Raw genomic sequence first — 24,112 nt, forward strand, 5'->3', positions numbered from 1 at the left:
CAGGAGAAGCACGATGAGCGAACGTCTCGAGGACATTGCTGCCGCGATGGTGGCCAATGGCAAAGGCCTGCTGGCTGCCGACGAGAGCTCCGGCACCATCAAGAAGCGCTTCGACGTCATCGGTGTCGAGTCGACCCCCGACAGTCGCCGCGACTATCGCGAGATGATGTTCCGAGCCAGCGATGCAATGACCAAGTACATTTCCGGCGTCATCCTCTACGACGAGACCATTCACCAGAAGGCCGCCGACGGCACACCGCTGGTCGACATCATCAAGGCATCAGGCGCTCTCCCCGGTATCAAGGTCGATGCCGGCGCCAAGCCGCTGGCCGGCTTTCCCGGCGACACCATCACCGAAGGCCTGGACGGCCTGCGCGAACGCCTTGCCGACTATTACAAGCTCGGCGCCCGCTTTGCCAAATGGCGCGCGGTGATCGACATCGATGTTGCCAAGGGCGTGCCTTCCGCCACCTCGATCGGCTCGAACGCCCATGCGCTCGCCCGTTACGCCGCGCTTTGCCAGGAGGCCGGCATCGTGCCGATCGTCGAGCCGGAGGTGCTGATGGACGGCGCCCACGACATCGACACCTGCTACGAGATCAGCAAGGCGACACTGACAAAGTTGTACACCGAGCTCTATGCGGCTCGCGTCGTGCTCGAAGGCACCATCCTGAAGCCGAACATGGTGCTGGCCGGCAAGAAATCAGGCAAGGTCAGCAGCCCCGACGAAGTCGCCGAGAAGACAATAAAACTGTTCCGCGAGACGGTGCCGGCCGCGATCGGAGGCATCGCCTTCCTGTCAGGCGGACAAACGGACGAGCAGGCGACCGCCAACCTCAATGCCATCAACGCTATCGGCCCGCATCCGTGGAAGCTGACCTTCTCCTACGGCCGCGCCTTGCAGGCCGCTCCGCAGAAGGCCTGGAGCGGCAAGCCGGCAAACGTCGCCGCCGCACAGGCTGCCTTCGCCCATCGCGCCCACATGAACCATCTGGCAGCGCTTGGACAATGGCAGCCGACGCTGGAGCAAGCCGCCTGACGGAATTCAGGTTGCGTTCCCTCCGACCCGGGCCATGTGCCCGGGTTTGTTTGAAAGCAGCAAGGTCTGCGATTTCCTGCAACTAAAAATGCAGCTCTGTGTCGGCATTCCTCGCTGCCGATCGTCCTCCGTGAAAAGAGGAGCAGACCTATGCCAAACAACAAGACCGTATCGCAGGAAGACTGGTTTCAGGCGCACAAGGCGCATCTGGCGCGCGAAAAGGAATTGACGCGCTTTCGCGACCGCGTCGCCGCCGAACGCCGCGAATTGCCGTGGCTGAAGATCCGCAAGGACTATGTCTTCGAGACCGAGCAAGGGCCAAAGAAACTGCCTGACCTGTTCGACGGCAACAGCCAGCTGATCGTCTACCATTTCATGTTCGGGCCGGGCGCCGATTATCGCTGCGAGGGCTGCTCGTTCCTTGCCGACCACATCGACGGTGCCAACCAGCATCTCAGGCATCACGACGTCTCACTTGTGGTGGTGGCGCGGGCGCCGCTGGCCGAGCTTCTGCCCTACAAGCAGCGCATGGGCTGGAAATTCGACTGGGTGTCGTCGTACGCTTCGGACTTCAACTTCGACATGCAGGTGTCATTCACCGACAAGCAGATCGCGGCCGGCGACACGACCTACAATTTCGAGCGGCGCGCGCGGCAATCGAAGGATCTTCCCGGCACTAGCGTGTTCTATCGCGACGAGAAAGGCGACATCTTCCTGACTTTCATCTCGCGCTCGCGAGGCGGCGATCCGCTGATCGGCGCCTATCACTATCTCGATCTGACGCCGAAGGGCCGCAACGAAACCGGTCCCCACCATAGCTTGGTGGACTGGGTGCGGTTGCATGACGAGTATGAAGACCAATCCGGGACGCATGACGGTTGCCATTGAGGCGACAAGGGTGTCGCTGCAAGGTCGTTCACCTTCAGTGCAGCATGCGCTAAGTGCTGTTCGCTATGCCCTAAAAGGGACTTGCCATGCGGCGCTTTCCGACCCTTCTCACCTGGCTCGCCTTTCCGGTTTATGTCTGGCAAGGACTTGGCGTGCGTCGCCGCACCGCCCGCATGCTGCCGGCACAAGGTCCGGTCATGCACGAGATATCTGGCCTGGTGCCAGCAATCTCGGTTCTGGTGCTTGGCGATTCCTCCGCCGCTTCGGTAGGGATCGGCAATTCCGAAAACGGATTGGCCGCGCAACTGGCAGTTCTGATTGCGCAACGCACCGGCCGCACCGTGCGCTGGCGGGCGGCCGGCTTCAACTCGGCAACCTCTGGCCAGATCCGCGATCATGTGCTGCCCAATCTATCGGCCGATCCGTGGACGCATATCGTGCTGGCCATCGGTACCAACGACACCAAGAATTTTCATTCGGTACCGCGCTTCAAGCGCGAGTTTGGCGGCCTGCTCTACGCGCTGCGCGCCAAATGGCCGGAAGCGCGCGTCGTGTGGTCGCCGGTGCTGGAGTTCACCCGGGCTCCGGCAATGCCGCCGCTGCTCGGCAAGATCCTCGAAATCCGCGCCGTCAAAATGAACCGGATGGGCGAGCGCCTTTGCCTCGAACGCGGCGCCATACCGGCGCCCCGGCTGCCGATCACGGATGCCGATGCCGGCTTCGCATCGGATGGATTTCACGCTTCGGAAGCCGGCTACCGAGCCTGGGCGGAACATCTGGTCAGCCTGGTGCTCGCCAACGAACCGGGCGTCGCGTAGCGGGCCGCCCGCACTACGTCCAGTGCCCGAGCACCGCCGTAATCGAAATCGCCGCCATCGCCAGCAGCGCCAGCTTCCAGAAATCGCTGCGCCGCTTCAGCCCGGGCCAGCCAAGCGGCTTGATGAGCTGGATGACCATCATGGCGATGATGACGAGCGCGAGAAGTTTCGACATGCAGCCTTTGATCAGCATCGCGGCTGGCTGTCAAAGCGGCTCCGGAATCGCCGTCTTTCCAGTGCAGCAGGCCTCTTTTCAGCACTGCCTGATCACTTCGGTCGACAAATCGGAACGCCGGTCAGGAGAGACGCACCCTCCTGACAGACTGCTGTCAGCAGGGGTGTGCGATAGTGCCTGCATCGAAAGAGAGGAGACCAGCCATGAACGGTATTACCATTCTGCGTAGCGTGCAGCACTATGTCGGCAAGATCCGGACGATCCGCAATGAGATCCGCACCCAGCGATTCATGAACACCCTGCCGGCGGACATCCGCAAGGATATTGGTTGGCCGGACATGTATGGCGACCGCCGCAATGGCGGCAATTGAGGCAAGCTTTCCGCGTGGCGTTTGGATGCAACCTGGCGACGAGCTGAAATGGGCATGCTGAAGCCTCCTGACAGTATGGTGTCAGGAGGCTCGTGCCATAGTGCAATGGCCGCCGGAGCCGGATGGCCGAGAGGACGATCGATGAAAAGCTGGAACGACAGGCTGAACACGCCTGGCATCAACGGCATAACACCGTCGCCACGCACCATCGGCGACGTCGTCGAAGGCCAGCCGATGCTGGTTCCTACAGCTCGCCAGGTCCATGCATTCATCCGCTCTATCCCCGAAGGCATGGACATGAATATCCGCGCTTTGCGCACCGCTCTCGCCATCGAGCACGGTGCCGAGATGACATGTCCGGTCACCATCGGCTATCATCTGCGCACCGTCGCCGAGGCCGCCAACGAGGATCTTGAGCGTGGCATGGCGCTGGGCGACTTTGCGCCGTTCTGGCGGGTGGTCGACGCAAACACGCCGACAACGAGGAAACTGTCCTTCGGCGCGGCCTTCGTCGCCGCGCAGCGCAAGCGCGAAGGGCTGGAACGATAGACGCCGAGGGACCATACGATGCGCCGCGCCGACAGGCTCTTCCAGATCGTGCAGCATCTGCGTGGTGGTCGTCTGGTCACCGCCCAGAAGCTGGGCACGTGGCTCGAGGTTTCCGAGCGGACGATCTATCGCGACATCGCAGACCTGCAGTCGACCGGCGTGCCGATCGACGGCGAGGCCGGTGTCGGCTACATGATGAGGGAGGGTTTCGATCTTCCGCCGCTGATGTTCACGCGTGACGAGATCGTCGCGCTGGTCGCCGGCGCCCGCATGGTGCGCGCCTTTGGCGGCGCGGCCATGGCGCGAGCCGCCGACGAGGCGCTGGTCAAGATAGGCGCCGTGTTGCCCGACGCCGAAAAGGACCGCATCGCCCGTACCGAGATCCACACGCCGATGTGGGTGGTAAGCGATGCCGCCCGCGAAGCCATCGACCTGATCGAGCGGTCCATCGAGAAACGTCAGGTGCTGACCATCGACTATTCGGATGAGGCCGGCCGCAGCACCGCGCGCGACATCCGCCCGCTCGGCCTGTGGTTCTGGGGCAAGGTGTGGACCTTGGTCGCCTGGTGTGAGATGCGCGGCGATTTCCGCGCCTTCCGCATCGACCGCATCGCCTCGGTGGTCATCGCCGGCCGCACCTTCAAGCCGGAGCGCGGCAAGCAGCTCGCTGATTTCTATCGCGCGGTGGAGCGCAGCGAGGATTACGGCATGGCGCCGGACCGGGCGGCGCGAAGCTGACACGGAAGATCACAAAAAAAGCCCGCTTGAAAGCGGGCTTTTAGTTTTGGATGCCAGACCTATTCCTCTTCGTCGGCGTCCTTGTCCTTCGACTTCAGCGCCGAAAGCTTGGCGAAGACGGCGTTGGCGTCAAGTTCGCGGTCCTCGTCCTTCGGCTTTTCGGGCGCCGGCACCAGCCGTTCGGTCAAGGCGGCCGGCAGCAGCGTATCGCCGACCGGCTGCGCCTGCTCGCGGCCGCGCGAGGCGCGGTTGATTTCCATATCGAGGTCGATCTGCGACGTCAGGCCGAGCGTCACCGGATCCATCGGCTGGAGATTGGCGGAGTTCCAGTGCTTTCTGTCGCGAATCTGGTCGATCGTCGACTTCGTTGTGCCGACAAGGCGGGCAATCTGCGCATCCTTGAGCTCGGGATGGTTGCGCACCAGCCAGAGGATGGCGTTGGGCCGGTCCTGGCGCTTCGACAGCGGCGTGTAGCGCGGACCCTTGCGTTTGGATTCCGGCACCCGCACCTTGGGATCGGAGAGCTTCAGCCGGTGGTTGGCGTCCTTCTCGGCGCGCGCGATCTCGTCGCGAGTGAGCTGGCCGGTCATGATCGGGTCCATGCCCTTGATGCCTTGCGCCGACTCGCCGTCGGCGATCGCCTTGACCTCAAGCGGATGCAATCCGCAGAACTGCGCAATCTGCTCGAAGGAAAGCGCTGTGTTGTCAACCAGCCAGACAGCGGTCGCCTTTGGCATCAGCAGCGTATTGGCCATTACAAAAATCCTTCTCGTTCGCCCGCGTTCCCGCGCGGGCGGTGGTTTAGAGCCACCAAAATGGGAAAATCGCGGTCTATATAACCGCTCGCTCGCCGTTTCGCAATGTTTTTGGCAGGCGCGCGTCAAGGACGGCACGGCAGCGCGACCAGCAGACCGCGAAGGGTCGGCAGATGACGCCATGCAGTCGAAACCTTCAAAAAGACAAAGCCCGCCAGACCAAGGTCGGGCGGGCTCGGAACCGGCGACGGAAATCCGTCTGCTGCGGCTCTGGCTTCTAAAGCTTGATCCCGAACCGCGGCTCGGCGTTGCCGAAAAGCGGCGCCCGGTCTTCGAGCGGGATCGTGCTCGAGATCAAAGCCCTTTGCGGGCGATTCTCTCGATGTCGCCGCGGTTGATGCCGAGGTCGTTGAGCTGACGAGCATTCAGCCGGTTCAGTTCGCGCACGGTTTCGTTGTACATGCGCCAGTTACGGAAAGCGCGGATCGGGTTCATGATAGTCCTCCATCGTTTTGATGCCGCGTAAATAGGCATCGGCGATGAAAAATTGAACAGACGCTTTTGCATGGCCGCAATGCGTTTGTTGCATTGCACCATTAAGCTTTCGTTCAGCCTGCTTGCGGGCCGTCAGGCGACATCGAGCACAATCTTGCCGATGTGCTCACCCTCCTCCATCCGCTCATGCGCCCGCCACGCTTCCTTGAGCGGGAAGATCGTATCCATCACCGGCGCAACCTTGCGCGTGCCGAGCAGCGGCCAAACCTGCGCCTCCAGCGCAGCCGCAACTGCCGCCTTGAACTCCACGGTGCGTGGCCTGAGCAGCGATCCTGTGTGCACGAGCCGCTTGGCCATGATCTTGAAGAAATCGGCGCTCGCCACTGCCCCGCCCTGCGTCGCGATCTGGACGATGCGGCCTTCCATGGCTGCAGCCTCATAGTTTCGCGCCACATAGTCGCCGCCGACCATGTCGAGGATGACATTGGCACCCTTGCCGCCGGTTGCCTCCTTGACTGCGGCGACGAAGTCCTCCTCGCGATAGTTGATCGCCCGGTCGGCGCCGAGCTTGAGGCAGGCGTCGCATTTCTCCTTGCTGCCGGCGGTGGTGACGACATAGGCGCCGAAAGCAGCAGCAAGCTGGATCGCCGTGGTGCCGATACCCGACGAGCCGCCATGCACGAGCAGTGTCTCGCCGCTCTTCAGGCCGCCGCGCTCGAAGACATTGTGCCAAACAGTGAAGTAGTTTTCCGGCAGCGCCGCCGCTTCGGTGTAGGTAAAGCCGGCGGGCAGCGGCAGCACGCTGCCGGCGTGCACTCTGACATATTCGGCATAGCCGCCGCCCGCCGTCAGCGCACAGACCCGGTCGCCGACGCGCCAGCGCGATATCTCGTCACCAAGGGCAGCGACTTCGCCTGCTGCTTCCAGCCCCGGCAGATCCGACGCTCCCGGCGGTGGCGGATAGGCGCCCTTGCGCTGTTGCACGTCCGGCCGGTTGACGCCGGCGGCCCGCACCCGGATCAGGATCTCGCCGGGACCGGGAACCGGTACGTCGCGGGTTTCCGGTTTCAGCACCCGCGGCCCGCCCGGTTCCGATATGGCGATCGCCATCATCTTCGCCGGAATTTTCTGTGCGTTCGCCATGAATTTTCCCGTCGTGCTCCGCCGGTTTCTCGTGCCAGCTCTTGCCCGCCATTTGCATCCATACCCTTGCCCTATGTATGCTCATTGGCAAATCAGGCAAATGGGCAATCACGGAGGAGCGACGATGGCGATCTTCGACGACGAACCCAAGAAGAAAGCGCGCCCGCACGAGATCGGGCAGGATCTGTCGCTGCTTTCCGTCGATGAATTGTCCGAACGGATCGGCATCCTGCGCGACGAGATCGCCCGGCTGGAAGCCGAGCTCAAGACCAAGGGCTCGACCAAGTCGGCGGCAGAGGCGCTGTTTCGCCGCGGGTAGTTACTGCGGGTAATTCCAAAAGCTCGGGCACGCCGCCGAAAAGCCCGAATGCCGCTGTCTCCAGACTTGTGCCCAAAACCCCAGCCGGATTGAAAAATGTTCGCAAGCTACAGACCGATCCTCTCGCTGCTGCGCGGCACCGCGTTCCTGTTGGCGGCATCTGGACTGCACGGTCTGCTGTTGCCGCTGCGCGGCCAGGTGGAGGGCTTCTCGACGGCATCGCTCGGCCTGATGGGCACGGCTTGGGCCGGCGGCTTCGTCACCGGCTGCTTCTTTGCGCCACGCATCGTGCGCCGCGCCGGTCATGTCAGGGCTTTCGGCGCCTTTGCCGCATCGGGAGCGATCGTCGCACTGCTCACCGGCCTGATCATCGACGAATATACCTGGATCCTGCTGCGCGCCTTCACCGGCTTCACCATGGCCGGCGCCTTCATGGTCATCGAAAGCTGGCTCAACGAGAAGGCCACCAACGAAAACCGCGGCACCGTCTTCGGCCTCTACATGATGGTCACCTATGCCTCGATCATGGGCGGTCAGATGATCGTTGCCGGCGGCGATGTGAGATCGGCGTCGCTGTTCATGATCACCGGCATTCTGTTCTGCCTGTCGCTGATCCCGACGGCGGTCTCGACGGCGTCTCACCCCAAGCCGCTGCAGGACGTGTCGCTTGACGTCAAGGGGCTCTACGTCAATTCGCCGGTGTCGGCGATCGCTTGCGTGCTGATCGGCATCGCCAACGGCGCCTGGGGTACACTTGGTGCCGTCTATGGAGCGCGCATCGGCATCTCGACAGCCGAGATCGCGCTGATGATGAGCCTCGTGGTCATCGCCGGCGCTGCCATGCAGCTTCCGGCCGGGCGGCTCTCCGACACGACGGACCGTCGTTTCGTGCTGGCGGGCGCGGCCTTCGGCGCTGCGCTGTTTGCCATCGCCATCTTCCTGTTCGAACCGCGCTCCGGCGTCTTCGTCATCGTCTGCACCGCCGCCTACGGCGCCTTCGCCTACACGCTCTATTCGATCGCGGTGGCGCATGCCAATGACCATGCGCGATCGGAGGACTTCGTCAAAGTGTCGGGCGGCCTGCTGCTGCTTTATGGCTTCGGCACGATGATCGGTCCGCTGGTGGCCGCCGGCCTGATGGGCTGGATGCGCCCTGAGGGGCTGTTCCTGGCCACTGCGCTCGCGCATCTCAGCTTGGCTGGCTATACGCTGCTGCGCATCAGCCGTCGCGCGCCGGTGCCGATCGAAGGCCGCGATGCCTTCAAGACCCAGCCCGCCGATCGCTCGGTGACGCCGGAAGCGTTGCGGCTCGACCCGCGTAGAAAAGCTGAAGCCGACAGTTGAGATTCGAGGCGCTTTGCCCCACAAATAAGGCATGATGCTTTCCGACGCCTTCATGGCGATTGCCGATCCCAACCGGCGCCATCTCTTGGAAGAGCTCCGGCGCGGACCGAAGACCGTCAACGAATTGGCATCCGGCTTGCCGGTGTCCCGCCCGGCCGTTTCGCAGCACCTGAAGGTGCTGCTTGATGCGGGGTTGGTCAACGCCAAGCCGGAAGGCACCAGGCGCGTCTATACGGTCAGCAATGCCGGCTTCCTGAAGCTCAACATCTGGCTTGACCAGTTCTGGGATGCGGAGCAGCTCGGTTCACCCGGAAGCTGAGAGGCATCGTCAGCGCGTCGAGCAACTATGCAGCATCGGGCCTAGAGTATCCGTGTTGGTCAAGGGAGAGATGGTGTCCAGGTCCGATTGTCCCTGAGTAGTGCGTTTGCGAGGATGATGAACCACTCTAGCCATTGTTGTAGGGGAAGAGCTTGAAATACGGCTGCGCTTCCTCGATCACACGGGCAACCGAGGGGCGTTGCAGCAACCGGTCGTGATAGCGCCTGACCGCAGGATATTCGTCTCCGAACGGCTCGACCTTGTTGGCGTAGAACAGCGCGGGGGCGGCAGCGCAGTCGGCCATGGTGAAGCTCGCACCCACCGCCCATGTCGTCGACTGCATGTCCTGTTCAATGATGGCGTAGGAGCTGCGCAGCTGGGCGCGGGCCTGCTCGACGCCGAACGGATCGGTCTTGCCCTCCGGCCGCAGCCGGTCACCAACGATCTTCTGCATCGGTTCCTGGACATAGAAGTCATAGAAGCGGTCGGCAAGCCGGGTCTGGCGAGCGAGATCGAGATCGGCGGGGATCAGTTCGACCGGCCCAGGATAATACGCGTTGAGATATTCGATGACGATCGTCGATTCCGGCACGGTCCGGTCCAGCGCTTCATCGCGCAGCACCGGCATCTTGCCGAGCGGCCACAATTTCAGAAACGCCGCGCGCGACTGTTCATTGCCGAGATCGACAACGACCGATGTGAATGGCGTGCCGTTCTCATAGAGCGCGATCAGCGGTTTCCAGCAGAAGGAGGCCAGCGGATGAAGATGCATCGTCAGGGACATTTTTGCTCCTATCTTTGGTGCTTCGTCTCGCGGGCATCCGGTGTCAAGGTTCGGCCCGCTGCTACGTGGCCCGGCTGTGGGCGACGATCGCATCGATGATCGCGGCCCAATCGTCGGGATGCAGCTCGTGGCCGCCGCCCTCGATCCGGACCAGTCTTGCACCGGCGACCGCGTCGGCAAGAGCGGCGCCATGCTCGGCTGGAAAGATCGGATCGTCGGTGCCGTGGACAACGAGGAGCGGAATCTTCATCTCGTGCAGTCGCCCCGTCCAGTCCTCGCCGCTCCGATCTTCGCCGCCCTTGAGCATGAAGTGATTGGTCGCGCTGAGAAAGCCGCCGGACCGGTCGTAGTCCTGTTCCACGAACGCTCTCGTCCGCGCCTCATCGAACGGATGCGCGGTGCCGGCGAGCGCACGCGCGTTTTTGACCATGAAATCGACCGCTTGGCCACGGTCAGACCAGTCGACCTTCGCGCCTTCGGCCGAATGTTTCCTATAGGCCTCGGTGGTTCCGGGCAAATGCGACGTATCGATGCCCAAGGGCGAGCTGCTGATCACCGTCAGCGAAGTGACACGCGACGGGTATTTCAACGCAACGAGCTGCGCGATCATGCCGCCCATCGACATGCCGACCACGTGCGCCTTTCGGATTCCCTGGTCGTCAAGGACGCGGACGGCATCGTCCACCATGTCGTCGAATGTATAAGGCGGCTCGCCCGGCGCGTATTTGGTCGAACGGCCGGTATCGCGATTGTCATAGCGGATCACGAAGCGACCCTCGCCGGCCAGCTTCCGGCAAAACGCTTCGGGCCACCAAAGCATGGAAGCCATCGCGCCCATGATCAACAACACCGCCGGATGGGCCGGATCGCCGAACGTCTGGGATGCGATTTCGGGGTGTTCGGCGTTTTTCATGGATTTCCTCCTTGGGCTTCCAATCCGATTGCATTTTGCAATCAGTTGCACGATATTAAAACCGATACGATAATGCAACCGGTTTTTGGAGATTCGCATGAACATCGATCGTCGGTCCGGATGCCCCATCAACCTGTCGCTCGAAGTGTTCGGTGACCGGTGGAGCCTGATCATCCTTCGCGACATCATCTTCGGCGGCAGACGCCACTTTCGCGAACTGCTCAACGGCTCGATGGAGGGCATCGCCTCCAACATCCTCGCCGACCGGCTGAAGCGGCTGATGGAGCTCGGCATGCTGACCAAGGCGGACGATCCCTCCCACAAGCAAAAGGCGATCTACAGCCTGACCGAAATGGCGATTACGCTGGTGCCGATCCTGGCGCATCTCGGCGCCTGGGGCCGCGTCTGGCTGCCGGTCAGCGAAGAGCTCTCTATCCGTGCCGAGCTTCTGGAAAAAGGCGGCCCGCCGATGTGGGATAAGTTCATGAACGAGTTGCGCCACGAGCATCTGGGTGCGTCTCCCGCCCCATCTGGACCCACCGTCCGCGCGACTTTGCAGGCCGGATACGATGCGGTAGTCGCCCGCAAGGCGGAGCGAGTTGGCTGCGATCCGGCGCCATGACCAACTTATTTTCCCAATTGCGGGCTGGCTCTGCTATCAAGGGACTGAAGATAATTTACGGATTGGATAACGCTCTTGGTCGAGAACTCTAAGGACACTGCCCGTGCGCGGGCCGATTTGCGTTTCAAGAAACAGGAAGAGGCAGCCACGGTTCGCCAGAAGGCGATGGCGGAATATGTCGCCGAGAGCGACGCTCGCCAAGCCAAGACCAACAAGCTGCGGGCGCTGCGCCTCGCCAAGGAAGCGGAAGACCTGGCCAATGCGCCTCCGGCCCCGGTGAAGAAGCCTCGCGCCAAGAAGAAATAGGCCGGCGCTCCCAGAATGCATGCTTCCTTTCGCACGCGAAACAGTTCACTCGGAGTCTGTTCTGCCGGTTGATAACTGGCGCGTTTAGGAGACGGCCATGACCGCACTGACGCTCGACAAAGCCCTTGAAATCATCGCCGCCGCCTTTGCCAAGGGTGCCGAGCTCAAGCTCAGGCCGCTTGGCGTCTCGGGCTCGACGCCGGCGCCCATCTGGTCGCGTTCCAGCGTCAGGACGGCGCCTCGTTCCTGCGTCCGCAAATGTCGGCCGGCAAGGCCTATGGCGCGCTCGCTATCGGAATGGGCTCGCGCCGGGTGGAAGCTTTCGCCAAGGAGCGCCCGCATCTGATCGCCGGCGTCTCCGACGTGTCGGGCGGGCGCGTCCTGCCGGTCGTCGGCGGCGTGCTGATCCGTGACAACGCCGGCACGATCATCGGCGCCATCGGTATTTCCGGCGACACGTCCGACAATGATGAAACGGCAGCCATCGCCGGTGTCGAGGCGGCTGGCTTCTCCGCTGACCCGGGCTGAGTCGGGATCCTTAACTCATATTGATGTCGCGGGTGGCCGACCGCATCGACACCGAAAAGCCGGCCAGCACGTCGATCAGCGCTATGACCATCAGTGTGAAGAAAACGGAATGGGCGGCGCCCTTCACCAGCAGGAACTCGACCAGATAGGCCACAAAGACGAAGGTCGACAAAAGATGGTCCATGATCGAGGCATTTGTCGTGCGCGTCGACTTCACCACTTCGACGAACAAGAAGATCAGTGCGATCAGCACGATGAGGTCGCCGAGGGTCATCGAGAACACGCCACCCGACATCATCCGGACCGAAAACATTTCGGTGGCCCACGGATCGTCGCCGCTGCCGAATATTCCCAGAAGCCCGAGATTGTAGAGGATGAAAGGCACGATCAGCAGCGGGATGGCACCGAACATGTGGCGGCTCCGGTTGGACTGATCTTTGTAGAGTGCGCCCGGCGTTCGCCGTCAAGAATTTTCGTGCGGCCGATAAACACGGACAAAGACGGCGTGAAACAACAATGTCAGGCCCGGCTGATACGATCAGTTGTCGCAAACGCAAAAAGACCGGCCAATGGCCGGCCGTTTCGCAACCCATAAACCGTCGAAAGCTCTCTCAGCTTTCCTTCGGCTCCAGAACCTGGCGACCGCGATACATGCCGGTCTTCAGGTCGATATGGTGCGGACGGCGCATCTCGCCGGAGTTCTTGTCCTCGACATAGGTCGGGGCCTTCAGTGCGTCGGCAGAACGGCGCATGCCGCGCTTCGACGGAGAGGTTTTTCGTTTCGGAACGGCCATGGATATGCTCCACTACATGGTCAAAACGCCCCGGCGGCCCTCGTGAAAGGGCCACATCAGGGGCCGGAATCTGAGAAAGTCGGGTGCCTATACACGCCCGACGGCGTTTTGGCCAGCGTCGCCGTGTTTTTTTTTGACACTATCGCAGGCAACCGACATAGGCGCCGGCGCGGCCGGCGCGCCGTTCGATCAACGCGGCAAGCCGCCTCAGTCCCGGCCCGGGCTTCGCCGGATTGCGCACGATCGGATTCGGCAAGGTGACGGCAAGCAGCGCTGCCTGCCGGCGCGACAGCTGTTTTGCCGAGACGCCGAAATGATGCTGGGCGGCGGCCTCGATACCGTAGATGCCCGGTCCCCATTCGGCGATGTTGAGGTAGATCTCCATGATCCGCCGTTTCGACAGCACCGCATCGAAATAGACGGCCAGCGGCAGTTCCACGACCTTACGGACCGAGCCCACCGGCCGCGACCATAGATAAAGATTCTTTACCGTCTGCATGGTGATGGTCGAGGCGCCACGTGTCATCTCGCCGGCGAGCGCATCGTCGACGACGCCGCGCAACTCGCCCAGATCGACGCCGCGATGGAAACAGAACTGCCCGTCCTCCGACATGATGACCGAATATGCCAGCACCGGCGCCACATCGTCGATGGAAACCCAGCGCCGATCGTAGCCAGAAAACGTCGCCAGGTCCTTCAGCATCAATGTCGACACCGGATGCACGAATGTCGGCAGGTACAGGAAGGTCAGCACCACCGGCACCAGCGCCAGCACGACGGCGACGGCGATGCCGCGCCGGACCCAGCGTTGAAGACCGATGCGGCTGCCGCGTCTCGGTCTCGCCATGTCCAACCCTTCGGTTTCGTGATCGACGATCGGTTCCGCCAAGCCACCCAGTCCGCGCTACTCCCTGCCCCCGGCATAATGGCGCTTGGCTTCTTGCGCAACGTCTGAGTGTCGGCTACCGCTCCCGACCATGACGAAAGACGACCAAATGGCGTTCGAAGCTGCACTTATTGCCCGGGCAGTTCCGCTCGAGGCGCTGCTGAGGCGGTTGCTCGACGGACGGACGCTTTCGGGCGAGGTCGCGCGGCCCGAACGCCTGATGGCGGCAATGCGACATGGCGTGCTGAACGGCGGCAAACGACTGCGTCCCTTCCTGGTCATGGAAAGTGCTGCACTGTTTTCAGCCGACGGCGAGGCGGCGCTGCGCGTCGCGGCGGCGCTCGAATGCGTGCACTGCTATTCGCTCATCCATGACGATCTGCCGGCCATGGACGACGATGATTTGCGCCGCGGCCAGCCGACCGTGCACAGGGCTTTCGATGAGGCGACCGCCATTCTTGCGGGCGACGCCTTGCTGACACTTGCCTTCGACATCCTTGCCGACGAGGCGACAATGCTGCCGGCCGAGCGCAGGGCAACGCTGGTGCTGGCACTGGCCCGCGCCGCCGGGGCGGGAAGCATGGTCGGCGGCCAGATGCTCGATCTCGAAGCCGAACAAAGCCGGCCGGACGAGGCCGGCATCATCCGGCTTCAGGCGATGAAAACCGGTGCGCTGATCCGCTTTGCCTGCGAAGCGGGCGCTATCCTTGCCGGCGCGCCGTCGGGCGACCGCGAACGGCTGGCCGAGTTCGGCTCGGCGATCGGGCTTGCCTTTCAGCTTGCCGACGATCTGCTCGACCTGACCGCCGACGCGCATCAGATGGGCAAGGCGACCGGCAAGGATGCCGCGGCCGGCAAGGCGACGCTGGTCGCGCTGCACGGACCGGACTGGGCGCGGGGCCAGCTCCATGGCCTCGTTGACCAGGCTCATGCGTTGCTCGAACCTTTTGGCGAGCAAGCTGCGCTTCTGAAACAAGCGGCGCAGTTCGTAGCGGCCCGCAACAATTAAGCGCGCCCCTATGGCGCGCCGGAGAATTGGCGACTGATCGGCCGGACGCCCTCGCAACCGGCCGATCGGGATCATTTCCGGCGATGTCGGACCACATGGACCCGCCACACCAGTTGCCGAGCCATTCGTCAGCCTCGCGGCAGGGTTCCGCGGCTCGGGTGGACAGCGGTCAGCCTTCGCCAGTTGTCTTTTCCACCACGGGCTGCGGAACCGGTTCCATCTCGGCCGCCGCCTCGACCGCCTGCGCCTCGGCCGGCTTGCGCCGGTTGCGGATGAAGGCGGCGATGCGGTCGCGGATTTCGCCGGCGCTGAGGAACACCGGAACGCGCGCCACCGGCGCGGTCGGCTCAAAGGACAGGCCAAGGCCGGTGATCCTGCCCTTGTCGTCGACGTCGCGGACGATCAGCTCGATCGGACCGAGCAGCACGCGGTCGGCGTATTCGGCGTGGCCGCCGAGCCGGGTAGTGACCAGGTCGCCAATGCTGAGCTTGCGTTCCGCTTCGGTCAGGCCCGGCGCGTAGGCGGTCTCCAGTTCCTCGGCGGGGCGTGACGGATCGACGGCGAAGGCCCCGAAGAAATCCGCGTCCTCGGGATCGACCACGGCACGGCTGGCGAACAGCTTGTCGAGCAGGCGCGGATAGCGGTCCGGCACGAAGATGTAGACATGGTCGCCGGTCGCGAGCCGGCCCATATCCTGGAAGCGCATCGAGCGTCCGTCGCGCAGCACCAGCGACGGCCGCGCCCAGCGCGGAATGCGTTCGCCGCGCGCCACCGGGCTGCCAGGTGCCACGCGGTAGGCGAGAAGCTCATGATGGGCGGAGCCCGGCAGTTCCAATTCGACCTTGTCGAGCGGTCCCAGGCGGGCCGGCACGATAAGGCCGAGACGGCGCGCCAGCGGCCCGACGGTCCATCCCTGGATGATCAGCGAGACCAGCACGATGATGAAAGCAGTGTTGAAGATGAGGCGGCCGTTCTCAAGACCGCCGAGCAGCGGCGTGATGGCAAGCAGGATCGACACGGCACCACGCAGGCCAACCCACGAGACGAAGGCGACTTCCGGGCGTGGCAGACGGAACGGCACCAGGCAGAGCCAGACGGCGATTGGCCGTGCCACAAATACCAGGAACAGGCCGAGCAGCACTGCCGGCACCAGGATCGCCGGAAATTGCGAAGGCGTCGCGAACAGGCCGAGGATCAGGAACATGATGATCTGCGCCAGCCACGACATGCCGTCCTGGAAGCGCTTGAGGATGGTGACGGCCCGGATATCGGAATTGCCGGCAATCAGGCCTGCGAGATAGACCGCCAGGAAGCCGGAGCCGCCGACGGCACCGGCGGCAGCGAACACCATAAGCGACAGCGTCAGCACGAAGATCGGCAGCAGGCCGTGATCGAGATTGAGGCGATCGACAAGGCGCACGATGGCCATGCCGCCGAGAATGCCGATGACCGCGCCGAGCCCCATATTGACGAGGAAGCCGACGGCAAGATCGGTGACCAGCACCTTGGCCTCGGGGTGGGTATTGGCGGCGATGACCTCGACCAGCGTGATGGTCAGGAAGATGGCGATCGGGTCATTTGTGCCGGATTCCACCTCGAGCGTGGACCGCACGCGCTCGCGCAAATTGATCTCGCCGGCGCGCAGCAGGAAGAACACCGCCGCGGCGTCGGTCGAGGCGACGGCGGCACCGAGCAGGAAGGATTCCAGCCAGGTCAGGTCGAGCAGATAATAGGCGGCGGCGCCGAAGAGCCCGGTGGTCAAAAGGACGCCGAATGTGGCCAGCGACAGCGCCGGCCCGGCCGCCTGCCGCAAGGCGTTGAGCGGCGTGCCGAAGCCGGAATCGAAAAGGATGACCGCCAGCGCCAATGAGCCGGCAAAATAAGCAACTCGGGCATTGTCGAAATGGATGCCGAGACCGTCGGTTCCGGTGGCGAGGCCGATGCAGAGAAACAGCAGCAGGAGAGGGGCGCCAAAACGGAAGGCGATCAGGCTTGAAAACGCGGCGGCAACGACAAGTGCTGCGCCAACGAGCGTCACAAGATAGATACCATGCTCCATTCGTTGGTCGCCCCTAGTCGATATGCTCCGGCATCACGGGAGAGTGGGGCGAAGACATGGCCGCTGCAAGGCAGCAGCGTGGCTTTTTGCCCCACGCTGCCGATCGTCGAAAGTTTTGGCACCCCCGAGCAGCGGAGCGTGCCTCGGCGGTTCGTGCTGCAATGAAAAACGCCCGGACTGAGCCGGGCGTCTCCAGGTCAAGGAGCTGGCTCTGCGATCAGGCGATGGTCTTGCCGAAGGCGACGGCGGTATCGCCCATGCGGTTGGAAAAGCCCCACTCATTGTCGTACCACGACAGCACCGAAACGAAGTTGCCGTCCATGACCTTGGTCTGGTCGAGCGCCACGATCGAGGAATGCGGATCATGGTTGAAGTCGATCGAAACATTGGGGTGACGAGTAACGGCGAGGATGCCCGTCAGCTTGCCGTTCGAGGCGGCGATCACCGCGTCATTGATCTCCTGGACGGTGGTCGGCCGCTGGGCGATAAACTTGAAATCGACGAGCGAGACGTTCGGGGTCGGCACGCGGATGGAGATGCCGTCGAGCTTGCCCTTGAGTTCGGGCAGTACCAGGCCGATGGCCTTGGCAGCACCGGTCGAGGTCGGAATCTGCGACAGCGCGGCGGCGCGGGCGCGGTAGAGGTCCTTGTGCATGGTGTCCAGCGTCGGCTGGTCGCCGGTGTAGGAATGGATCGTCGTCATCATGCCCTTCTCGATGCCGACCGCCTCATTCAGCACGGCCGCCAGCGGCGCCAGGCAGTTGGTGGTGCAGGAGGCGTTTGAGATGACGATGTGGTCCTTGGTCAGCTTGTCGTGATTGATGCCATAGACGACGGTGAGATCGGCGCCCTCCGCCGGAGCGGAGACGAGAACGCGCTTGGCACCGGCGGTCAGATGGGCGACGGCCTTGTCGCGGGCGGTGAAGATACCGGTGCATTCGAGCGCGATGTCGATGCCAAGCTCCTTCCAGGGCAGTTGCGTCGGATCCTTGATCGCGGTGACCTTGAATTTCTCCTTGCCGACGATGATCTGGTCGCCGTCAACCGTCACCTCATGCGGAAAGCGGCCATGCACGCTGTCGAAGCGCAGCAGATGCGCGTTGGTCTCGACCGGGCCGAGATCGTTGACCGCGACGACGTCGATATCCTTGCGGCCGGATTCATGGATGGCGCGCAGGATGTTGCGGCCGATGCGGCCGAATCCGTTGATGGCAACTCTGACGGTCATTGTTCTCTCCCTGGGAGTTGGAGGCCGAAGATCAAGTCCGCAGCTTCATAACGGCGGACGGGCAAAGAATCCAGCCGCCGAGGCGTGGATTTAAATCGATTAGTGCTCCACCGCCCGGCAAAACCGCTATGCCAGCCTTTGCCGGGCGGGGCTCACTTTCATTTGCCATGCAGACGGGCTTCCGCCGCCTTCACCGTTGCCTCGGCTGTGATGCCGAAATGCGGGTAGAGCTGTTCGATGGTGCCGGAGGCGCCGAAGCCGGTCATGCCGACAAAGATGCCGTCGGTGCCGATGAAGTGATCCCAGCCCTGACGGATGCCGGCTTCGATGGCAATCTTGAGCGGCGCATTGCCGATCGTCCTGCTGCGATAGTCGGCGCTCTGCTTGTCGAACAATTCGAAACACGGCACCGAGACGACGCGGGTCGCGTGGCCGTGCTTTTCCAAGGCCTCGCGGGCGGCCAGCGCGATCTCGACCTCGGAGCCCGACGCGAAGATCGTCACCGCCGCCTCGCCACTGGCGGCGGCAAGTTCATAGGCGCCGCGGCTGGAGAGGTTTTCCGCAACGAAGTCGTTGCGTACCGTCGGCAGGTTCTGCCGGGTCAGCGCCAATGTCGAAGGCGTCTTTTCCGACTCAATGGCCAACTGCCAGCATTCCGCGGTTTCCACCGCATCGGCGGGGCGGAAGACATTGTGGTTCGGAATGGCGCGAAGTGCTGCCAGATGCTCGACCGGCTGATGGGTCGGGCCGTCTTCGCCAAGGCCGATGGAATCATGAGTCATGACGAAGATCGAGCGGATGCCCATCAGCGAAGCAAGCCGCATCGCCGGACGGGCATAGTCGGAAAAGCACATGAAAGTGCCGCCATAGGCGATAATGCCGCCATGCAATGTCAGCCCGTTGAGCGCGGCCGCCATGCCGTGCTCGCGAACGCCGTAATGAACGTAGCGCTGGCCGTAATCGTCGGCGGTGATGTTCTTGGTCTGGCTGGTCTTGGTGTTGTTGGAGCCGGTCAAATCGGCCGAGCCGCCGATGGTTTCGGGCACGGCGCCGTTGATGACCTCCAGCGCCATTTCCGATGACTTACGGGTGGCGACCTTCGGCTTGTCGGCGGCGAGCTTCTTCTTGTAATCGCCAATGACGGCGTCGAAGTTGGCCGGCAGCGTGCCACTGATGCGGCGTTCGAACTCGCTGCGCAATTTGGCATCAGCCTTGGCAAGGCGGCTTTCCCAGTCGGTGCGCGCCTTGACGCCTGTCCGCCCGGCGGTACGCCATGCGTCGAGGATATCGGCCGGAACCTCGAAGGGCGGATAATCCCAGCCGAAGAATTTTCTGGCGCCAGCGATTTCCTCGGCGCCGAGCGGCGAGCCATGCGCCTTGTTGGTGCCGGCCTTGGTCGGCGCGCCGAAGCCGATGGTCGTCTTGCAGGCGATCATCGTCGGCTTGTCGGAGTGGCGGGCGGCTTCGATGGCATAGGCGATCGCTTCCGGGTCCTGGCCGTCGATATGGCTGGCATTCCAGCCGGACGCCTGGAAGCGGGCGACCTGATCGGTGTTATCGGCGAGCGACACCGGGCCATCGATCGAGATGTTGTTGTTGTCCCAGAAGACGATCAGCTTGTTCAGTTTCAGATGCCCGGCAAGCGCGATGGCTTCCTGGGATACGCCTTCCATCAGGCAGCCGTCGCCGGCCAGCACATAGGTGTAGTGGTCGACGAGATCTTTGCCGAAAGCGGCATTCATGATGCGCTCGCCGAGCGCGAAGCCGACCGAATTGGCAAGGCCCTGGCCGAGTGGGCCGGTCGTCGTCTCAATGCCCGCGGCATGGCCGTATTCCGGGTGGCCCGCCGTCCTCGACCCCAATTGGCGGAACTGCTTGATCTGGTCGATGGTGATGTCTTCGTAGCCCGTCAGATAGAGCAGCGAGTAAAGCAGCATCGATCCGTGGCCGGCCGACAGGATAAAGCGGTCGCGGTCCGGCCAATGCGGGTTTTTCGGATCGTATTTGAGAAAGCGGGTGAACAGCACCGTGGCGATGTCGGCGCAGCCCATGGGCAGTCCGGGGTGGCCGGAATTTGCCTTCTCGACGGCGTCCATGGCGAGAAAACGGATCGCATTGGCCATCCGGTCATGTTGTTCGCGCGAGGTCATGCTTCCTCCAAAATGGGGGTTTGGGCCTTGGGAAAGCCCTTGAAAAGGGTGCGCGACACATAGCAGGCGCGGCCTTTTAGTCAACAAATCGGTGTGCTTTTGCCGGTCTTGTGATGGCCGTGCGCGACTTACATTAGCGTTAGCAGGGGACAGTCGCGACAGCTTTATTGACGTGCGGTTCACACGACGCGTAATGTTTCAGGGATAACGCGTTCTGAACGTGGATGATTCGGTGATGGGCAGGGCGCAGGACGAAAGCCATGACCGGGGAAACGACCCTCAAGGAAGTCATTGCCAGGCTGGGTAAGGCCATCGAAGGGCTGGAAAACGCCGTCGCGGCCAAGCTTGAGCATGAGCGGGACTATTCGGAAGCCGAGGCCGAAGTGCAGCGGATGAACGCCGACCGCTCGCGGCTGGCGCAGGAGCTCGACAATTCCGAGGCCCGCGCCGAACGGCTGGAAGATGCCAACAAGGAAGTGTCGCGAAGGCTGGTGACAGCTATGGAAACCATCCGCGCGGTACTGGACAGGTAGGCCAATGGCACAAGTCACGGTTTCCATCGACGGCAAGCAGTATCGGATGGCCTGCGACGAGGGCCAGGAAGAGCATCTGATCGATCTTGCCGAGCGCTTCGACCGCTATGTCTCGCATCTGAAGGATTCTTTTGGCGAGATCGGCGACCAGCGGCTGACCGTGATGGCCGGCATCATGGTCATGGACGAGCTTTCGGAACTGCAGAAGCGGGTCAAGGGCATGGAAAGCGAAGTGCTGACGCTGCGCAAGACGCGCGACGACGCACTGACCAAGGCCGACAAGAACGATTCCGTGCTGACCGGGGCGCTCGGCGCACTGGCCCAGCGCATGGAAGACCTGGCGACGACACTGGCAGTGAACAAGGCCTGAACCAGCGCAGCGAAAATTCCTGCTGCATTTGCCGAGAAGCAATGAAAATATTTCGCCGCCGGCCTTGATGCCGGCGCAACAGGCGTTTGAAGGATGACGCCGGAGTGATAGAAAGGCAAAAGCAGCGCCGGGCAACGCCGGCTGCGATCTGCACGCACAGGGTAAGGGACACGTCATGAGCCTTCGCATCAACGATATCGCACCGGACTTCACCGCTGAGACCACGCAAGGACCGATCAGCTTCCATGAATGGATCGGCGACGGCTGGGCGGTATTGTTCAGCCATCCGAAGAACTTTACGCCGGTTTGCACGACCGAACTCGGCACAATGGCCGGGCTCGAAGGCGAGTTCAGGAAGCGCAACGTCAAGATCATCGGCATCTCGGTCGATCCCGTCCAAAGCCATGAAAAGTGGCAGAACGACATCAAGACCGCGACCGGTCATTCGGTGAACTACCCGCTGATCGGCGACAAGGATCTCAAGGTCGCCAAGCTTTACGAGATGCTGCCGGCGGGTGCCGGCGAGAGCTCGGAAGGCCGCACGCCCGCCGACAATGCCACGGTGCGTTCGGTTTACGTCATCGGGCCCGACAAGAAGATCAAGCTGGTTCTCACCTACCCGATGACGACGGGCCGCAACTTCGACGAAATCCTGCGCGCCATCGATTCCATGCAGCTGACCGCCAAGCACCAGGTGGCGACGCCGGCGAACTGGAAGCAGGGCGAGGACGTCATCATCACCGCTGCCGTCTCGAATGAGGATGCCATCAAGCGCTTCGGCGCCTATGAGACGATCCTGCCATATCTCAGGAAAACCAAGCAGCCTTCCGCCTGAGCAGGCAGAGGCGGCACAGAGAGTTTTCGGTTTTCCTGGCCGTGTGAGCATGGGGTGCTTGATGATGCCTGGTTGACGGACAACCATGCCTTTAATTTGCCGTGGCAGAGAAAATCCTTCCTGCCGTGGTGAGGGGCGAAGGAGGCTGGATTGGACGCATTATCGGCCAGGTCGCAGGTCACCGGCTTCTATGACAAGCCGAGCGGGTCCGTCCAGTATGTGGTCGCCGACATGGCGACCCGCAAATGCGCCATCATCGATCCGGTGCTCGACTTCGACGAAAGGTCCGGTGCAACGGCAACGAAAAACGCCGACGCCCTGCTCGACTTCGTCAGGGAAAGCGGGCTGGAGGTCGAGTGGATCCTCGACACGCATCCGCATGCGGATCATTTCTCCGCCGCCCATTATCTGAGGGGGAGAACCGGAGCGCCGACGGCAATCGGCGAGAAGGTCATCGACGTTCAGAAATTGTGGAAGGTGATCTACAACTGGCCGGAATTCCCCGCCGACGGTTCGCAATGGGACAGGCTGTTCGCCAACGGCGCAACTTTTTCGGTCGGCGGCATTGCGGCAAGAGTGCTGTTCTCGCCGGGCCACACACTGGCCTCGATCACTTACGTCATTGGCGACGCCGCCTTCATCCACGACACGCTGTTCATGCCGGACAGCGGCACCGCAAGGACAGACTTTCCGGGCGGCAGTGCCGAGCGGCTCTGGCGTTCGATCGAGGACATCCTGGCGCTGCCGGACGAGACACGTCTGTTCGTCGGTCACGACTACCAGCCGGGCGGTCGCGAAGCGCGGTGGGAAAGCACGGTCGCGGAGCAGAAAGCCGGCAACATCCATGTTGCCGGCTGCAAGACGGAAGCCGACTTCGTCGCGCTCCGCCAAGCCCGCGACAGGACGTTGCCGATGCCGCGGCTGATCCTGCACGCGCTGCAGGTCAATATGAATGGCGGACGCCTGCCGGAACCGGAATCCAACGGGCAGCGCTATCTGAAGTTTCCGCTCGATTGCCTGTGAGAGGATGGGTCGCTGGCACTACAATGCCATTCAGACTCGGCGCCGCCCTCATCGTTCCGCGATGGTCATCCAAGCTATTGATCCTGATTCGATTTTTGCGATGTTTGAATCCGATAGGTCTATGCGGGACGACGGTGGCGGCAGCCGGATGAGGAGCAGCGCAGACGCCAGCCAGTCGAGCGTCAGGGTTTTGTTCGGCGGGCTAAATGTTCATACGTGATTTGCCAAGGATCGCTCTCGGAAGATCTTTCCTCGCCGATCCAATGGAAGCTGGTGGCAGTGATCTCGGTGAAACGCCATCGAGTTTGCAGACCGCGCGAGTCATTGCCGAGCTGGACAATGTCCTTACCCTCGGCCCGCCCGATCTGGCGCGAGTGATCCCGGTTGAGCGGGTCGTTCCATATGATATGCCAGCCATCGATCCCAGGGTCGAAGATGCGCAAGGTTGTGCCATACATCGCGGACGGAGCAGGGCGCTTGGGCCTGATCCAAACGTCCTGAATCGCGCGGCCTTCGAGCACCCAGCCAAAATGGCATTCGCCATCCCATTTCTGGATTGTGCCGTCGTCGAGGTAGTGGACCGAGTCCATCTCCCAGCTTCCAATTAGCCATCCATACAGGGCCATGTCTTTCGCTCGATCGGCTGGCGGACCGTCGGATCCGAGGGCGGCCAGAAACGGAGAAATCGTCATCATCACACTGCCTTTCGTTTCCAATAGACGAACTCAACTGCCCGACGGACCGTTGTCGCGCCCGCCTGCCGCAAGCGCCGGGTTGTGGAATGCCGCGGTCGGCGCCGCAACATTGCCGCCACAGCTTGCAGCCTTGCGGTTTTCAGGGCTTGGGGAAAATTGCGACAATGCCGCTATCAATGAGATCGTCTGGGGACGCCTGGCAAGGCTACTGAGCAGTTAGGGCGACGGGATCGGACATCCGCGAAGGCGCCGCGGAACCGGCAACCCGCTAATGCATGTCGCGCAAAAGTGTGCAGCGGTTTTGCGATAACGACATGCATAAAAACAAGAATCTAAAGCGCGCCGCACAAGGCCGGCCCGAACGCGACGCGCTTTAGAAAAAAACGGCGGCGCCAGTTACCTGACGCCGCCGTTATTTGTTTCT

General features: G+C 62.5%; 29 protein-coding genes and 1 pseudogene. 17 read left to right on the forward strand and 13 right to left on the reverse strand.

Translation table 11 applies throughout. The features are described from left to right. Positions 1-13: 13 nt before the first annotated feature. The 3 genes from NKH49_RS20250 (at position 14) to NKH49_RS20260 (ending at position 2,745) form a co-directional block, all read left to right on the forward strand. Positions 14-1,039 carry a class I fructose-bisphosphate aldolase gene (locus NKH49_RS20250; RefSeq protein ID WP_352927498.1) on the forward strand — a complete coding sequence of 342 codons (1,026 nt, stop codon included), beginning with the start codon at positions 14-16 and terminating at the stop codon, positions 1,037-1,039. Between the two features lie 150 nt (positions 1,040-1,189). Further along, positions 1,190-1,927: a DUF899 domain-containing protein gene (locus NKH49_RS20255; protein ID WP_352613480.1), complete on the forward strand. Its 738-nt coding sequence runs from the start codon at positions 1,190-1,192 to the stop codon at positions 1,925-1,927. Positions 1,928-2,013: 86 nt separating this feature from the next. After that, positions 2,014-2,745, forward strand: a complete 732-nt coding sequence (locus tag NKH49_RS20260; protein WP_352613482.1) for an SGNH/GDSL hydrolase family protein — start codon at positions 2,014-2,016, stop codon at positions 2,743-2,745. A gap of 13 nt (positions 2,746-2,758) precedes the next feature. On the opposite strand, the gene NKH49_RS20265 is transcribed toward NKH49_RS20260, so the two are convergent. Next, complete coding sequence (locus NKH49_RS20265) at positions 2,759-2,920, reverse strand: hypothetical protein (protein WP_008873884.1); 162 nt, start codon at positions 2,918-2,920, stop codon at positions 2,759-2,761. Between the two features lie 203 nt (positions 2,921-3,123). On the opposite strand from NKH49_RS20265, the gene NKH49_RS20270 reads away from it, so the two are divergent. The 3 genes from NKH49_RS20270 (at position 3,124) to NKH49_RS20280 (ending at position 4,578) form a co-directional block, all read left to right on the forward strand. Continuing rightward, positions 3,124-3,291: a hypothetical protein gene (locus tag NKH49_RS20270; RefSeq protein WP_023678489.1), complete on the forward strand. Its 168-nt coding sequence runs from the start codon at positions 3,124-3,126 to the stop codon at positions 3,289-3,291. A 141-nt stretch (positions 3,292-3,432) separates the two neighbouring features. Beyond that, positions 3,433-3,840 (forward strand): hypothetical protein, encoded by a 408-nt coding sequence (locus NKH49_RS20275; protein ID WP_352471152.1) that lies wholly within the window; start codon positions 3,433-3,435, stop codon positions 3,838-3,840. A gap of 18 nt (positions 3,841-3,858) precedes the next feature. Next, positions 3,859-4,578, forward strand: coding sequence for a helix-turn-helix transcriptional regulator (locus NKH49_RS20280; RefSeq protein WP_023678491.1), 720 nt, complete (start codon positions 3,859-3,861; stop codon positions 4,576-4,578). Between the two features lie 59 nt (positions 4,579-4,637). Here the strand turns inward: NKH49_RS20280 and NKH49_RS20285 are convergent, their stop codons facing one another. From NKH49_RS20285 to NKH49_RS20295, 3 genes are all read right to left on the reverse strand, one after another. Continuing rightward, on the reverse strand, positions 4,638-5,333 hold the full coding sequence (locus NKH49_RS20285; protein WP_023678492.1) for a DUF1013 domain-containing protein: 696 nt from the start codon (positions 5,331-5,333) through the stop codon (positions 4,638-4,640). A 354-nt stretch (positions 5,334-5,687) separates the two neighbouring features. Continuing rightward, entirely contained in the window at positions 5,688-5,828 is a 141-nt protein-coding gene (locus NKH49_RS20290; RefSeq protein ID WP_023678493.1) for a DUF1127 domain-containing protein, read from the reverse strand. A gap of 132 nt (positions 5,829-5,960) precedes the next feature. Further along, positions 5,961-6,971, reverse strand: a complete 1,011-nt coding sequence (locus tag NKH49_RS20295; RefSeq protein WP_352454845.1) for an NAD(P)H-quinone oxidoreductase — start codon at positions 6,969-6,971, stop codon at positions 5,961-5,963. A gap of 124 nt (positions 6,972-7,095) precedes the next feature. Here NKH49_RS20295 and NKH49_RS20300 point away from each other — a divergent pair, with 124 nt between their 5' ends. The 3 genes from NKH49_RS20300 (at position 7,096) to NKH49_RS20310 (ending at position 8,953) form a co-directional block, all read left to right on the forward strand. Continuing rightward, positions 7,096-7,290 (forward strand): DUF1192 domain-containing protein, encoded by a 195-nt coding sequence (locus NKH49_RS20300; RefSeq protein ID WP_023678495.1) that lies wholly within the window; start codon positions 7,096-7,098, stop codon positions 7,288-7,290. A gap of 96 nt (positions 7,291-7,386) precedes the next feature. Further along, on the forward strand, positions 7,387-8,634 hold the full coding sequence (locus NKH49_RS20305; RefSeq protein ID WP_023678496.1) for an MFS transporter: 1,248 nt from the start codon (positions 7,387-7,389) through the stop codon (positions 8,632-8,634). A 31-nt stretch (positions 8,635-8,665) separates the two neighbouring features. Continuing rightward, positions 8,666-8,953, forward strand: coding sequence for an ArsR/SmtB family transcription factor (locus NKH49_RS20310; protein ID WP_023678497.1), 288 nt, complete (start codon positions 8,666-8,668; stop codon positions 8,951-8,953). 127 nt (positions 8,954-9,080) lie between these two features. Here NKH49_RS20310 and NKH49_RS20315 read toward each other — a convergent pair whose 3' ends face one another. Both NKH49_RS20315 and NKH49_RS20320 read right to left on the reverse strand, forming a co-directional pair. Continuing rightward, a complete protein-coding gene (locus NKH49_RS20315; RefSeq protein WP_352613487.1) occupies positions 9,081-9,737 on the reverse strand; it encodes a glutathione S-transferase family protein in 657 nt (218 codons plus the stop codon). Positions 9,738-9,798: 61 nt separating this feature from the next. Continuing rightward, a complete protein-coding gene (locus tag NKH49_RS20320) occupies positions 9,799-10,650 on the reverse strand; it encodes an alpha/beta fold hydrolase (protein WP_352613489.1) in 852 nt (283 codons plus the stop codon). A gap of 97 nt (positions 10,651-10,747) precedes the next feature. Between NKH49_RS20320 and NKH49_RS20325 the strand changes: the two genes are divergently transcribed. The 3 genes and pseudogenes from NKH49_RS20325 to NKH49_RS20335 all read left to right on the forward strand — a co-directional run bounded on the left by NKH49_RS20325 (position 10,748) and on the right by NKH49_RS20335 (position 12,106). After that, positions 10,748-11,272: a winged helix-turn-helix transcriptional regulator gene (locus NKH49_RS20325; protein WP_352451127.1), complete on the forward strand. Its 525-nt coding sequence runs from the start codon at positions 10,748-10,750 to the stop codon at positions 11,270-11,272. A 75-nt stretch (positions 11,273-11,347) separates the two neighbouring features. Then, complete coding sequence (locus tag NKH49_RS20330; RefSeq protein WP_023678501.1) at positions 11,348-11,578, forward strand: hypothetical protein; 231 nt, start codon at positions 11,348-11,350, stop codon at positions 11,576-11,578. Between the two features lie 97 nt (positions 11,579-11,675). Continuing rightward, positions 11,676-12,106 (forward strand): annotated as a pseudogene (locus NKH49_RS20335) (GlcG/HbpS family heme-binding protein). 10 nt (positions 12,107-12,116) lie between these two features. Here NKH49_RS20335 and NKH49_RS20340 read toward each other — a convergent pair. The 3 genes from NKH49_RS20340 to NKH49_RS20350 all read right to left on the reverse strand — a co-directional run bounded on the left by NKH49_RS20340 (position 12,117) and on the right by NKH49_RS20350 (position 13,798). After that, positions 12,117-12,518, reverse strand: coding sequence for a hypothetical protein (locus tag NKH49_RS20340; protein ID WP_023678503.1), 402 nt, complete (start codon positions 12,516-12,518; stop codon positions 12,117-12,119). A 199-nt stretch (positions 12,519-12,717) separates the two neighbouring features. Then, positions 12,718-12,900 (reverse strand): 50S ribosomal protein L32, encoded by a 183-nt coding sequence (gene rpmF / locus NKH49_RS20345; RefSeq protein WP_006203806.1) that lies wholly within the window; start codon positions 12,898-12,900, stop codon positions 12,718-12,720. Between the two features lie 139 nt (positions 12,901-13,039). Further along, entirely contained in the window at positions 13,040-13,798 is a 759-nt protein-coding gene (locus NKH49_RS20350) for a biosynthetic peptidoglycan transglycosylase (RefSeq protein WP_352927538.1), read from the reverse strand. A 79-nt stretch (positions 13,799-13,877) separates the two neighbouring features. Here NKH49_RS20350 and NKH49_RS20355 point away from each other — a divergent pair, with 79 nt between their 5' ends. Beyond that, positions 13,878-14,795 carry a polyprenyl synthetase family protein gene (locus NKH49_RS20355; RefSeq protein ID WP_352457948.1) on the forward strand — a complete coding sequence of 306 codons (918 nt, stop codon included), beginning with the start codon at positions 13,878-13,880 and terminating at the stop codon, positions 14,793-14,795. A gap of 169 nt (positions 14,796-14,964) precedes the next feature. Here NKH49_RS20355 and NKH49_RS20360 read toward each other — a convergent pair whose 3' ends face one another. The 3 genes from NKH49_RS20360 to tkt all read right to left on the reverse strand — a co-directional run bounded on the left by NKH49_RS20360 (position 14,965) and on the right by tkt (position 20,232). After that, complete coding sequence (locus NKH49_RS20360; protein ID WP_352613491.1) at positions 14,965-16,854, reverse strand: potassium/proton antiporter; 1,890 nt, start codon at positions 16,852-16,854, stop codon at positions 14,965-14,967. A 217-nt stretch (positions 16,855-17,071) separates the two neighbouring features. Further along, positions 17,072-18,082, reverse strand: a complete 1,011-nt coding sequence (gene gap / locus NKH49_RS20365; RefSeq protein WP_352613493.1) for a type I glyceraldehyde-3-phosphate dehydrogenase — start codon at positions 18,080-18,082, stop codon at positions 17,072-17,074. Between the two features lie 158 nt (positions 18,083-18,240). Next, positions 18,241-20,232, reverse strand: coding sequence for a transketolase (gene tkt / locus NKH49_RS20370; protein ID WP_352613495.1), 1,992 nt, complete (start codon positions 20,230-20,232; stop codon positions 18,241-18,243). A gap of 260 nt (positions 20,233-20,492) precedes the next feature. Between tkt and NKH49_RS20375 the strand changes: the two genes are divergently transcribed. The 4 genes from NKH49_RS20375 to NKH49_RS20390 all read left to right on the forward strand — a co-directional run bounded on the left by NKH49_RS20375 (position 20,493) and on the right by NKH49_RS20390 (position 22,993). Beyond that, on the forward strand, positions 20,493-20,765 hold the full coding sequence (locus NKH49_RS20375) for a DUF4164 domain-containing protein (protein WP_006200774.1): 273 nt from the start codon (positions 20,493-20,495) through the stop codon (positions 20,763-20,765). A gap of 4 nt (positions 20,766-20,769) precedes the next feature. Beyond that, positions 20,770-21,135, forward strand: coding sequence for a cell division protein ZapA (locus NKH49_RS20380; protein WP_254816554.1), 366 nt, complete (start codon positions 20,770-20,772; stop codon positions 21,133-21,135). A gap of 175 nt (positions 21,136-21,310) precedes the next feature. After that, positions 21,311-21,970, forward strand: a complete 660-nt coding sequence (locus NKH49_RS20385) for a peroxiredoxin (protein WP_023678511.1) — start codon at positions 21,311-21,313, stop codon at positions 21,968-21,970. Positions 21,971-22,120: 150 nt separating this feature from the next. Beyond that, the gene (locus NKH49_RS20390) at positions 22,121-22,993 is read left to right on the forward strand and encodes an MBL fold metallo-hydrolase (RefSeq protein ID WP_352471144.1); all 873 of its coding nucleotides are present in this window, start codon (positions 22,121-22,123) and stop codon (positions 22,991-22,993) included. Positions 22,994-23,175: 182 nt separating this feature from the next. Here the strand turns inward: NKH49_RS20390 and NKH49_RS20395 are convergent, their stop codons facing one another. Then, complete coding sequence (locus NKH49_RS20395; RefSeq protein ID WP_352471143.1) at positions 23,176-23,688, reverse strand: hypothetical protein; 513 nt, start codon at positions 23,686-23,688, stop codon at positions 23,176-23,178. Between the last annotated feature and the right edge of the window lie 424 nt (positions 23,689-24,112).

Source organism: Mesorhizobium sp. M1088, assembly GCF_040318575.1.
In the GTDB taxonomy this organism is placed as follows: domain Bacteria; phylum Pseudomonadota; class Alphaproteobacteria; order Rhizobiales; family Rhizobiaceae; genus Mesorhizobium.

Coding starts and splice junctions, on each gene's coding strand:
- NKH49_RS20250 (WP_352927498.1), top strand. CDS start 14: ATGAGCGAACGTCTCGAGGACATTGCTGCCGCGATGGTGGCCAATGGC.
- NKH49_RS20255 (WP_352613480.1), top strand. CDS start 1,190: ATGCCAAACAACAAGACCGTATCGCAGGAAGACTGGTTTCAGGCGCAC.
- NKH49_RS20260 (WP_352613482.1), top strand. CDS start 2,014: ATGCGGCGCTTTCCGACCCTTCTCACCTGGCTCGCCTTTCCGGTTTAT.
- NKH49_RS20265 (WP_008873884.1), bottom strand. CDS start 2,920: ATGTCGAAACTTCTCGCGCTCGTCATCATCGCCATGATGGTCATCCAG.
- NKH49_RS20270 (WP_023678489.1), top strand. CDS start 3,124: ATGAACGGTATTACCATTCTGCGTAGCGTGCAGCACTATGTCGGCAAG.
- NKH49_RS20275 (WP_352471152.1), top strand. CDS start 3,433: ATGAAAAGCTGGAACGACAGGCTGAACACGCCTGGCATCAACGGCATA.
- NKH49_RS20280 (WP_023678491.1), top strand. CDS start 3,859: ATGCGCCGCGCCGACAGGCTCTTCCAGATCGTGCAGCATCTGCGTGGT.
- NKH49_RS20285 (WP_023678492.1), bottom strand. CDS start 5,333: ATGGCCAATACGCTGCTGATGCCAAAGGCGACCGCTGTCTGGCTGGTT.
- NKH49_RS20290 (WP_023678493.1), bottom strand. CDS start 5,828: ATGAACCCGATCCGCGCTTTCCGTAACTGGCGCATGTACAACGAAACC.
- NKH49_RS20295 (WP_352454845.1), bottom strand. CDS start 6,971: ATGGCGAACGCACAGAAAATTCCGGCGAAGATGATGGCGATCGCCATA.
- NKH49_RS20300 (WP_023678495.1), top strand. CDS start 7,096: ATGGCGATCTTCGACGACGAACCCAAGAAGAAAGCGCGCCCGCACGAG.
- NKH49_RS20305 (WP_023678496.1), top strand. CDS start 7,387: ATGTTCGCAAGCTACAGACCGATCCTCTCGCTGCTGCGCGGCACCGCG.
- NKH49_RS20310 (WP_023678497.1), top strand. CDS start 8,666: ATGATGCTTTCCGACGCCTTCATGGCGATTGCCGATCCCAACCGGCGC.
- NKH49_RS20315 (WP_352613487.1), bottom strand. CDS start 9,737: ATGTCCCTGACGATGCATCTTCATCCGCTGGCCTCCTTCTGCTGGAAA.
- NKH49_RS20320 (WP_352613489.1), bottom strand. CDS start 10,650: ATGAAAAACGCCGAACACCCCGAAATCGCATCCCAGACGTTCGGCGAT.
- NKH49_RS20325 (WP_352451127.1), top strand. CDS start 10,748: ATGAACATCGATCGTCGGTCCGGATGCCCCATCAACCTGTCGCTCGAA.
- NKH49_RS20340 (WP_023678503.1), bottom strand. CDS start 12,518: ATGTTCGGTGCCATCCCGCTGCTGATCGTGCCTTTCATCCTCTACAAT.
- rpmF (WP_006203806.1), bottom strand. CDS start 12,900: ATGGCCGTTCCGAAACGAAAAACCTCTCCGTCGAAGCGCGGCATGCGC.
- NKH49_RS20355 (WP_352457948.1), top strand. CDS start 13,878: ATGACGAAAGACGACCAAATGGCGTTCGAAGCTGCACTTATTGCCCGG.
- NKH49_RS20360 (WP_352613491.1), bottom strand. CDS start 16,854: ATGGAGCATGGTATCTATCTTGTGACGCTCGTTGGCGCAGCACTTGTC.
- gap (WP_352613493.1), bottom strand. CDS start 18,082: ATGACCGTCAGAGTTGCCATCAACGGATTCGGCCGCATCGGCCGCAAC.
- tkt (WP_352613495.1), bottom strand. CDS start 20,232: ATGACCTCGCGCGAACAACATGACCGGATGGCCAATGCGATCCGTTTT.
- NKH49_RS20375 (WP_006200774.1), top strand. CDS start 20,493: ATGACCGGGGAAACGACCCTCAAGGAAGTCATTGCCAGGCTGGGTAAG.
- NKH49_RS20380 (WP_254816554.1), top strand. CDS start 20,770: ATGGCACAAGTCACGGTTTCCATCGACGGCAAGCAGTATCGGATGGCC.
- NKH49_RS20385 (WP_023678511.1), top strand. CDS start 21,311: ATGAGCCTTCGCATCAACGATATCGCACCGGACTTCACCGCTGAGACC.
- NKH49_RS20395 (WP_352471143.1), bottom strand. CDS start 23,688: ATGATGACGATTTCTCCGTTTCTGGCCGCCCTCGGATCCGACGGTCCG.